The organism is Nitrosomonas marina, assembly GCF_900110145.1.
Taxonomy (GTDB): Bacteria; Pseudomonadota; Gammaproteobacteria; order Burkholderiales; family Nitrosomonadaceae; genus Nitrosomonas; species Nitrosomonas marina.
In genome coordinates, this window is record NZ_FOCP01000042.1 from 1 (window position 1) to 9,976 (window position 9,976).

At 49.0% G+C, this 9,976-nt stretch carries 9 protein-coding genes; 3 read left to right on the forward strand and 6 right to left on the reverse strand.

The genetic code is table 11. The features are described from left to right. The first annotated feature begins 195 nt into the window (after positions 1-195). From BMX44_RS15850 to BMX44_RS15860, 3 genes are all read left to right on the forward strand, one after another. Entirely contained in the window at positions 196-822 is a 627-nt protein-coding gene (locus tag BMX44_RS15850) for a hypothetical protein (protein ID WP_090634824.1), read from the forward strand. 205 nt (positions 823-1,027) lie between these two features. Beyond that, positions 1,028-2,260 (forward strand): bifunctional alpha/beta hydrolase/OsmC family protein, encoded by a 1,233-nt coding sequence (locus tag BMX44_RS15855; RefSeq protein ID WP_090634826.1) that lies wholly within the window; start codon positions 1,028-1,030, stop codon positions 2,258-2,260. A 5-nt stretch (positions 2,261-2,265) separates the two neighbouring features. Next, positions 2,266-2,670: an RNA-binding S4 domain-containing protein gene (locus BMX44_RS15860; RefSeq protein ID WP_090634828.1), complete on the forward strand. Its 405-nt coding sequence runs from the start codon at positions 2,266-2,268 to the stop codon at positions 2,668-2,670. Positions 2,671-3,021: 351 nt separating this feature from the next. Here BMX44_RS15860 and ettA read toward each other — a convergent pair whose 3' ends face one another. The 6 genes from ettA to BMX44_RS15890 all read right to left on the reverse strand — a co-directional run. Continuing rightward, positions 3,022-4,686 carry an energy-dependent translational throttle protein EttA gene (gene ettA, locus BMX44_RS15865; RefSeq protein ID WP_090634830.1) on the reverse strand — a complete coding sequence of 555 codons (1,665 nt, stop codon included), beginning with the start codon at positions 4,684-4,686 and terminating at the stop codon, positions 3,022-3,024. Positions 4,687-4,793: 107 nt separating this feature from the next. Continuing rightward, positions 4,794-5,024 (reverse strand): DUF2835 domain-containing protein, encoded by a 231-nt coding sequence (locus BMX44_RS15870; protein ID WP_090634833.1) that lies wholly within the window; start codon positions 5,022-5,024, stop codon positions 4,794-4,796. Between the two features lie 21 nt (positions 5,025-5,045). Next, positions 5,046-5,378 carry a YnfA family protein gene (locus BMX44_RS15875; protein ID WP_090634835.1) on the reverse strand — a complete coding sequence of 111 codons (333 nt, stop codon included), beginning with the start codon at positions 5,376-5,378 and terminating at the stop codon, positions 5,046-5,048. Between the two features lie 114 nt (positions 5,379-5,492). Beyond that, positions 5,493-6,110 carry an alpha/beta hydrolase gene (locus BMX44_RS15880; RefSeq protein ID WP_245738971.1) on the reverse strand — a complete coding sequence of 206 codons (618 nt, stop codon included), beginning with the start codon at positions 6,108-6,110 and terminating at the stop codon, positions 5,493-5,495. A gap of 26 nt (positions 6,111-6,136) precedes the next feature. After that, positions 6,137-6,445 (reverse strand): (2Fe-2S) ferredoxin domain-containing protein, encoded by a 309-nt coding sequence (locus tag BMX44_RS15885; RefSeq protein ID WP_090634836.1) that lies wholly within the window; start codon positions 6,443-6,445, stop codon positions 6,137-6,139. A 195-nt stretch (positions 6,446-6,640) separates the two neighbouring features. Continuing rightward, the coding region (locus BMX44_RS15890) for an Ig-like domain-containing protein (RefSeq protein WP_177167793.1) at positions 6,641-9,976 on the reverse strand (3,336 nt) is incomplete at its 5' end.

Sequence of the window (9,976 nt, forward strand, 5' to 3'; positions counted from 1 at the left end):
ATGGTCAATTATGCGGAGGTGTTCAGGGCCACGATCGGTCCTGCGGTCGGGCTGTTGCTGACAGTATTGATTGGTTACAAGCTTTTCAGGTCCAATCGATTCAAAGACTGGCTGGCTACAAGAAGAAAAAAAACAACATTGTAAACAAAATTTGGTGATAAAGATTTATAATCATCCTTTTTGCAGGGGAACACGATGAGTTTCAAAATGATAAAAAAATTTTTAGTATCTGTAGTAATAGCATCTGGTATTATTTTTTCGGGACAGCTCTACGCTCACGGTGGATTGTCGCTGGAAGATGATTTGTGCGTTCTGACAGTGGGACCTTACAGGATTCACTTTACAGGTTATCAGCCAATGTCTCAGGAACAGGAATTTTGTGAGGATATTCCAGAGATTGGCAAAACTGTTGTCGCTTTGGATTATATCAATGATGAACTTCGTCCATTTGCGACAGAAGTGCGGATTGTGCGCAGTACGCCCCCCTTTAATATCTCTACCAGTACCACACCAAAGGATCTGGAAAAGGTATCGGATGAGGATTTAGAGAACATGACAATCTATCACCTGCCGCCTGATGTATATCCGAATGCCACCATTCTGGTTGAGCATTCATTTCAAGAGAAAGGGATGTTTGCGGGCGTGGTGACTGTAAAGGGTAATGATCAGGAATGGGTTTCGGTTTTTCCATTCGCTGTTGGTGAAGGAATGCCAATTAATTGGTTTACGGATGTGTTGCCATACGTTGCGCTTGTTGCTTTCGCAGCATTCTTCTTCTTGCGTAGCCGTAAAAAACCAAATGAAGAAGGAACAGCAGCCTGACCAAAACAATTAATTCAGAAACAGGATTTGATTGTCCTGGCGGTAGCTTTAGACAAGTTCTATTTCTATCTGTTGAAATACCGGAAACACGGCAGATACTGCCGTGTTTTTTTTTGAGTTACGTATGCTGAAATTGGTGAAAATTTTGCCATTCAATAGGAAAAATTCATTTTGTCAATTTAGGGTATGAGAATCAAGGGATGCTATGGTCAGTAAGAAAGCAGTTTTCCAAAATAAAGATGGAGACTCATTATCGGGGTTGCTGGAAATACCCGATCATCAGACGAAGAACTATGCAATTTTTGCACACTGTTTTACCTGCTCAAAAAACAGCAGGGCAGCAGGTTTTGTTGCGCGCGCACTGGCAAAGCTGGGAATAGCAGTATTAAGGTTTGATTTCACAGGTTTAGGAAACAGTAGCGGTGAATTCTCAAACACAAATTTTTCTTCGAATATTCAGGATCTAATTGCGGCGGCAGAATTTCTGGAAGCTAAATTCTCGGCACCCAGTTTATTGATAGGCCATAGTCTTGGTGGCGCCGCAGTTCTGGCTGCGGCGCAACAAATGCAGTCAGTTAAAGCGGTTGTCACCATTGCAGCACCAGCCACAGCATCGCATGTCAAAGGACTGTTCGTAGAATCTCATCAGGAAATTATGGAGAACAATACAGCGTGTGTTCAATTAGGCGGACGCAGCTTTACCATAAAAAAGCAGTTTGTAGAAGATTTGGAGAAATATAACTCGCTGGAGCATATTCAACAACTCAATAAAGCGTTGCTGATCTTTCATTCTCCACTCGACCGCGTGGTGTCGATTGATGAAGCAGCGCGTATTTATAGTGCAGCCAGGCATCCCAAAAGTTTTGTTTCACTTGATCGTGCCGATCATTTGTTATCCCGATCGGATGATGCGCAATATGTTGCAACTGTACTGTCGGCCTGGGCCGGTCAATACCTGGATGAGTTCAATACAGAAGATCCCGGTTCAGCAGCGACTGAGCCCACGCTGAACGAAGGCACTGTTATCGTCAAAGAGATTGACCAGAATTTCACGCGGGAGATTATTACTGCGAATCATCGCTTAATCAGTGACGAACCGGTACGTGTAGGCGGTGCGGATCAAGGCGTCAATCCTTATGAACTGTTGCTGGCTGCGTTGGGAAGTTGTACGTCGATGACGCTGCGTATGTACGCCAATCACAAAAAAATAGATGTTCAGGCCATTGAAGTCACCTTGCAGCATAGCCGTGTGCACACGGATGATTGTGCAACATGTGAAGAACAGGAAACGCTGGTGGACAAAATCACTCGGACCATAAAGCTGACAGGTCAGTTGGATGACCAGCAGCGATCACGCATGCTCGAAATCGCGAATCGATGCCCGGTTCACAAAACCCTGGAAAATCAGATCTATATAGAAACAAGGCAGGCTGACTGAATGGTATGCAAAAAGCAGACAAGAAAAACACTCCGGAAAAATTCCGACTTGATAAATGGTTATTTGCAGCGCGTTTTTTTAAAACGCGCTCTGTCGCCGCAGAGGCCATTGAACGCGGTCGAATTCATCTGAACGGGGCTCGTGTCAAGCCTGCGAAAACACTGGTTGTGGGTGACATGATGACAATCCAGGCCGGTAATTACAAGTACGAAATAAAGGTATTGGCGCTAAGCAATAAACGCGGTTCGGCCGCAATCGCGCAGCAGTTGTATAGCGAAACCGAAGAAAGTCGCCAGCAGCGTGAGGTCATAGCTGAACGTATCAAAGCACGCCCCGGGCCTTTTTTTACAAAAGGGCGCCCCACAAAACGAGACCGCCGTAAAATAATGCGTTTGAAAGATCATCTGTGACTGTATATCAGTAAGTGTAGAACAAGGTAATGATGAAATAATAGTTGTAAAGTATTTTGGCAGACAGCCAGATTGTTCCAGAAATATACTTTTTTATTCAGGAACAAGTGCAATTTTACTGTTGGCTGAAAATACCGTTGTATTGGTTACGTTCATTCTGATCGGCTCTGCCAGCTTTAACGACATAATCCTGCAAGTGGGCTGCACGGATTACATGGAGAAAAGTAAACACCGATTAAGCCTGAATTTACAGAATCAATAGGTCCTGTAATGCATAGATAACTCCATGCGCCAGTTGTTCAACAAAACGAGATGTTGTTGGAATACAAACGTTCACTTGCTTAGTGGAATTTACCGGCTAATCGGTCTATACCGTATCCGTTTCGGTTTTGCACCTTCTTCGCCCAGACGTTTGATCTTGTCGGATTCGTATTCGTGGTAATTACCATTGTAGAATGTCCACTGTGAATCGCCTTCGGCGGCGAGGATATGTGTAGCGATGCGGTCGAGGAACCAGCGATCGTGCGAGATGACGAGCACGCAGCCGGCGAATTCGAGCAATGCGTCTTCAAGTGCGCGCAGGGTTTCCACGTCGAGGTCGTTTGACGGCTCGTCAAGCAGCAGCACATTGCCACCCGCTATCAGCGTTTGCGCGAGGTGCAATCGGCCGCGCTCGCCGCCAGAGAGTTGGCCGACAATTTTCTGCTGGTCACTGCCCTTGAAGTTGAAGCGTCCTAGGTACGCGCGCGCCGGGGTAGTGTATTTACCGACTGCCAGCAGATCGTTGCCGCCAGATATGGCGTCGAAAACGGTTTTGTCATTTTCGAGCGTATCGCGTGCCTGATCGACATGCGCGATGTTGACGGTCGGACCGATTTTGACTTCACCCGAATCGGAGTGTTCTTTTCCTGCGATAAGTTTGAACAGTGTCGATTTACCCGCGCCGTTCGGTCCGATGATGCCGACAATCGCGCCAGGCGGAATCTGGAAACTCAGGTCGTCGATTAGTAGCCGGTCCCCGTAGGACTTGGATACGTTCTTGAATTCGATCACTTCGTTGCCGAGTCGGTCGCCGACCGGGATGAAGATTTCCTGTGTTTCATTGCGTTTCTGGTATTCCTGAGAGTTGAGTTCCTCGAAGCGGGACAAACGCGCCTTGGATTTGGCCTGACGGCCCTTGGGATTTTGCCGTACCCATTCGAGCTCCTTCTTCATCGCTTTCATATGCGCGTCGATCTGCTTGCTTTCCTGTTCCAGCCGCGCTTCTTTCTGCTCGAGCCAGCTGGAATAATTACCCTTCCACGGAATACCATGTCCACGATCAAGCTCGAGTATCCACTCGGCAGCATTGTCGAGAAAGTAGCGGTCGTGAGTGACCGCAACAACTGTACCGGGAAAACGTACCAGAAACTGTTCGAGCCATTCAACCGATTCGGCGTCGAGGTGGTTGGTGGGTTCGTCCAGCAACAGCATGTCCGGTTTTTCGAGCAGCAGCTTGCACAAGGCAACGCGACGTTTTTCGCCACCGGACAGGTTTTTTACGACTGAATCCCAGGAAGGCAGTCGTAAGGCATCCGCGGCGATTTCCATTTGGTTCTCGGTATCGCTGCCAGCAGTAGCAAGTATCGCCTCAAGCCGTGCCTGTTCTTCGGCTAACGCATCAAAATCAGCGTCCTCCTCGGCATAAGCTGCGTAGACAGCATCGAGTTTCTGTTGTGCCTCGATGACTTCTCCCATGCCGGCCTCAACTTCCTGCCGTACGGTATGTTCAGGATTCAGTTGCGGTTCCTGCGGCAGATAACCAATGCGAACATCAGGAAGTCGCTGTACTTCGCCATCGAATTCAGTATCAACACCCGCCATGATGCGCAACACGGTAGACTTGCCCGAGCCGTTCAAACCCAGCAGGCCGATTTTGGCACCCGGGAAAAAACTCAGTGATATATCCTTGATAATTTGACGCTTTGGTGGAACGATTTTGCTCACGCGGAGCATTGACATGACATATTGGGCCATTGTTTAGATTTACCGTTTGAAGTTTGAAAACGATTGATGTTCAAAGGGACAGAGTTTAACGCAGCTTTTTCGTCATTGAAAGCGCACGAGTCAGCCCTATGCTGTGATTAACTGTTATCGACTCTTTTAATAGATACAAGTTTGTGGTTCACGTCGATAACGAGTTCAAACAAACCCTGCACGCCATTTCCCTGAACCAAGGAGCGCAGGACACTTGCAGGGAAACGGATGGTGCGCCCGTCTTTCGTTTTGGCCACGACCGTGCTCGCATGTCCTTCGTAATACTGGATAAGCTGTTGCGGAGAAATACTGAGAACAACATACAGTCGTGTATTCATAATGTTGGTACAGTAAAGAAATCAGGCCGCTTTCGGTGCAAACATGATAATCGCCATGCCCGTCAGTGCGACAAATGCACCGATCAAATCCCAGACGGTGGGCCTGATACCATCGACTGTCCATAGCCAGAAAATGGCGCAAAAGATATAGACGCCGCCGTAGGCCGCGTAAACACGGCCTGCCGCTGTTGGATGCAGTGTCAGCAGCCATGCAAAAGCGGCCAAACTCAAACCGGCAGGAATGAGCAGCCAAGCGCTTTTTCCCTGTGTCAGCCACAGATAGGTCAGGTAGCAGCCGAGAATTTCCATGATTGCTGTGATAAAAAAAAGTGCGGTCGTTTTGATGAAAACCATAATTTTCTTTCAATTGCAGTGTTTTTGTTTCAGCGGCGCCGGTTCCGACCGTATTTTTCTGAATACTTTTTGACCAGAATGCATTAAGGGCATGACTTCAAATATCAGGGTAAGTTATGTTTTCATGAAGTTGTGAATTGTGCTTTTGAGAACGGGTAATTTGCCATGAAAAAAATGTTCTGCACCTGGAATGACGACAATTGGTAAAGTGTGCGGTGTTGCCCAGTCAAGAATTGTGGGTAATGGAGTTATTTCGTCCTGATCGCCATGAATGATCAGTGTTTGCTCGACATCGCTGCATGAAAATGCTGTACCAGCGGTGCGTATCGATGGTGCGACCAAAACAAGTGATTGCGGGTGCAGTCGTTCAACAGCGCGTAATTGCACACCGCCACCAAATGAAAAACCGGCAAGCAATAATGGCTTATCATGCAAATGATGGTCAAACTGGTGCTGTATGGTTTGTGTGACGGTGACGATATCATTGGTTTCACCGATGCCGTCATCAAAGTTACCTTCGCTTTTACCCACTCCGCGGAAATTGAATTTGACAGCAATATATCCGAGTTCAAGTATGCTGTTAAACAGTGTGTAGACCACTTTGTTATCCATCGTTCCGCCATGTAGCGGGTGAGGGTGTGCAACTACAGCAATGCCTTTTGGTGATTTCTTGGGCTCGGCCAGAATCGATTCTAACTTGCCTGCCGGACCGTCGATAAATAATTTATGCAAAATAACACCGGCCAGTGATTGATCAGTTAAATCGTTAAGCGTTCGACAATTCGGCCATTGATCAGGTGTTCGTCGATGATTTCGTCGATATCCTCCTTGTCTATGTAGGTATACCACACCTCATCAGGATAAACCACAAGAACAGGGCCTTCGTCACAGCGGTCTAGACAACCGGCATTGTTGATGCGAACTTTGTTTTTGCCATTTAATCTTAACGATTTAATCCGGTCTTTGGCATAGTCGCGCATTGCCTGCGCATTCATGTTATTACAGCATACTGCAGCCCCTTCTCGCTGATTGACACAGAAAAATACATGGTATTGATAATAACTCATAGCGGTTCCCAGCTTTAATCCAAACAGCGCTGATTATACGGTGTGCGCTATGTCATTTCCAAAACAAACTGACATTTGATGCTACTAAATTATACCTGGCACTTCTTAATTGATGCGCAGCGTAAGCTGCGCATCAATTGGTCAGGATGTTAAAAATCGTATCAGAACATGTTATTTATCATATGAGTTATATGATTAGTTATTGACCGATACGTTTCGGGAAAATGAAATTCCCCTGTTCCCGGCCGCATCAAATGCATGCGCCTGCAGATAGCCGGCACCATTGCTGGTTTGCGTCGTGTCCCAGTTGATAGTGAATGGTGACTTCGTACTGGAACCAACCTGTACACCATTGGCATAGAGATCGACGCGTGCTATGCCAATATTGTCCCAGGTTTCAAATTCAACCGGTATGGTGCCCGATACTTGAGTACCCGGGGGCGGCGATGCAACGGTGACAATCGGTTTCTCAGTATCGCCGGAGTGGTTGTCTACAGTAACCACTACGTTGGCAGAAGCGCCCTGGTTGCCGGCAGCATCAAAAGCCAGCGCAGACAGGGTGTAGTCGCCGTCAATGACCGACGCCGAATCCAGAGTAAAGGTGAACGGCGCCTGCGTATTTCTGCCGTGAAGTTCGCCGTTGACATACAACTCCACAGCGACGACACCTGTATTATCGGAATAATTAAACGTTACAGGAAAGACACCTGCAACTGCGCCCGGTGCCGGAGAAGCGATGCCGATGACAGGTGCAACAGTGTCAGGCGCGGGCTCGGCTGGCGCGGTGTTGTTGACAGAGACATTTCTGGAAAACGAGACAGTCGTATTGCCGGCCGCGTCGAATGCATGCGCCTGCAGATAACCGGCACCATTGCTGGTTTGTGTCGTGTCCCAGTTGATGGTGAACGGCTTCTGCGTACTGGAGCCGACCTGAACACCGTTGACGTAGAGATCGACACGCACAACACCTATATTGTCCCAGGTTTCAAACTCAATCGGTATGGTGCCCGATACCTCGGTACCCGGAGGCGGCGATGCGACAGTGACGATCGGTTTCTCAGTATCGCCGGAGTGGTTGCCTACAGTAACCACTACGTTGGCTGAGGCGCCCTGGTTGCCGGCTGCATCAAAAGCCAGCGCGGACAGGGTGTAGTCGCCGTCAGCGACAGATGCCGAATCCAGAGTAAAGGTGAACGGCGCCTGCGTATTTCTGCCGTGAAGTTCGCCGTTGACATACAGCTCAACTGCGACGACGCCTGTATTATCGGAATAATTAAATGTTACAGGAAAGACACCTGCAACTGCGCCCGATGCCGGAGAAGCGATGCCGATGACAGGTGCGACAGTGTCAGGCGCAGGCGCGGGTGGCGCGGTACCGGTATTGTTGATGGAAATATTTCTGGAAAACGAGACAGCCTTATTGCCGGCTGCATCAAATGCATGCGCCTGCAGATAGCCTGTGCCGTTGCTGGTCTGAGTGCTATTCCAGTTGATGGTGAACGGCTTCTGCGTACTGGAGCCGACCTGAACGCCGTTGGCATAGAGATCGACACGTACAACACCTACATTGTCCCAGGTTTCAAACTCAACCGGTATGGTGCCCGATACTTCGGTACCCGGAGACGGCGATGCAACGGTGACGATCGGTTTCTCAGTATCGCCGGAGTGATTGCCTGCAGTAACCACTACGTTGGCTGAGGCGCCCTGGTTGCCGGCTGCATCAAAAGCCAGCGCGGACAGGGTGTAGTCGCCGTCAGCGACAGATGCCGAATCCAGAGTAAAGGTGAACGGCGCCTGCGTATTTCTGCCGTAAAGTTCGCCGTTGAGATACAGTTCAACTGCGACGACGTCTGTATTGTCGGAATAATTAAATGTTACAGGAAAGACACCTGCAACTGCGCCCGGTGCCGGAGAAGCGATGCCGATGACAGGTGCGACAGTGTCAGGCGCAGGCGCAGGTGGCGCGGTACCGGTATTGTTGATGGAAATATTTCTGGAAAACGAGACAGCCTTATTGCCGGCTGCATCAAATGCATGCGCCTGCAGATAGCCTGTGCCGTTGCTGGTCTGAGTGCTATTCCAGTTGATGGTGAACGGCTTCTGCGCACTGGAGCCGACCTGAACGCCGTTGGCATAAAGATCGACACGTACAACACCTACATTGTCCCAGGTTTCAAACTTAATCGGTATGGTGCCCGATACTTCGGTACCCGGGGGCGGTGACGCGACCGTAACGATAGGCGCCTCCGTATCTGATCCAGCCGGTGGTGTGCCTGATGAACCAGAACCAGAACCAGAACCTGAACCAGAACCAGAACCAGAACCAGAACCAGAACCAGAACCAGAACCAGAACCAGAACCAGAACCTGATGAACCGCCGGTGCTGTTGTTTATTGATATATTTCTGAAAAAGGACAAATCGTCATTTCCAGCGTGATCGAATGCCTGAGCCTGCAGATAGCCAGTGCCGTTATTGTTCAGAGTCGTATCCCAGTTAATCGTAAAAGGTGCTTGTGTACTAGATCCGACCAGAACACCGTTGGCATAAAGATCGACGCGAGCGATACCCAGGTTGTCATAGGTTTCAAATTCTACCGGTATGGTGCCCGAAACCTGGGTGCCCGGCGGCGGGGAATAGATTGTAACGATTGGCGCTTCCGTGTCTGATCCGGCTGGCGGTGTGCCCGATGAACCAGAACCAGAGTCTGAACCTGAATCTGAATCAGAGCCAGAGTCTGAGCCTGAACCTGAACCATCGCCTGATGAATTACCGGTGCTGTTGTTTATTGATATATTTCTGAAAAAGGACAAGTCGTCATTTCCAGCATGATCGAATGCCTGTGCCTGTAGATAACCGGTGCCGTTGTTGTTCAGGGTTGTATCCCAGTTAATGGTAAAAGGCGCTTGCGTACTGGAGCCGACCAGAACACCGTTGGCATAAAGATCAACACGTGCGATACCCTCGTTATCATAAGTTTCAAACTCGACCGGTACGGTGCCTGACAATTCACTACCTGCTGGCGGTGAAAAAATGGTAATAATTGGTGCTTCATTATCATTTATCGGTGTCTCGCCGCCCGTACCGCCAGTATTGGTGCCATTGTCGACTATGATTGCAATACCTACCGAGCTCTGATTGCCTGCTGCGTCCAGCGCAACCGCACTGAGTGTGTTATGACCGTCATCCATGACAGCCGTATCCAGTGAGAAAGAAAAGGGTTCCTGAGTGCTTTGGCCGTAATGCTGTCCATCGATATACAGATCGACGGATACGACACCCACGTTGTCGGAATAGCTGACTTCGACAGGAATAACGCCGGATACGACGCTGTCACTGCCCGGGCTGGTAATCGTAATGCTGGGTGCTTTACTGTCTCCTGTACCTGGGCTGCCGGAGGTATTGTTTAAAAACCAGTCAACCGTGCGGTAGACTTCGGTGGTATTACCGGCCATGTCCTGAACCCGTGCGTAGATTTCCGTATCCGGATCGCTCAGCGCAGCACCGAGATTGACGACGGTAACACCGTGTTT

Bases quoted from the DNA above. Each gene is read 5' to 3' on its own strand.
- BMX44_RS15855 (WP_090634826.1), top strand. From the start codon at position 1,028: ATGGTCAGTAAGAAAGCAGTTTTCCAAAATAAAGATGGAGACTCATTA.
- ettA (WP_090634830.1), bottom strand. From the start codon at position 4,686: ATGGCCCAATATGTCATGTCAATGCTCCGCGTGAGCAAAATCGTTCCA.
- BMX44_RS15875 (WP_090634835.1), bottom strand. From the start codon at position 5,378: ATGGTTTTCATCAAAACGACCGCACTTTTTTTTATCACAGCAATCATG.
- BMX44_RS15850 (WP_090634824.1), top strand. From the start codon at position 196: ATGAGTTTCAAAATGATAAAAAAATTTTTAGTATCTGTAGTAATAGCA.
- BMX44_RS15870 (WP_090634833.1), bottom strand. From the start codon at position 5,024: ATGAATACACGACTGTATGTTGTTCTCAGTATTTCTCCGCAACAGCTT.
- BMX44_RS15860 (WP_090634828.1), top strand. From the start codon at position 2,266: ATGCAAAAAGCAGACAAGAAAAACACTCCGGAAAAATTCCGACTTGAT.
- BMX44_RS15885 (WP_090634836.1), bottom strand. From the start codon at position 6,445: ATGAGTTATTATCAATACCATGTATTTTTCTGTGTCAATCAGCGAGAA.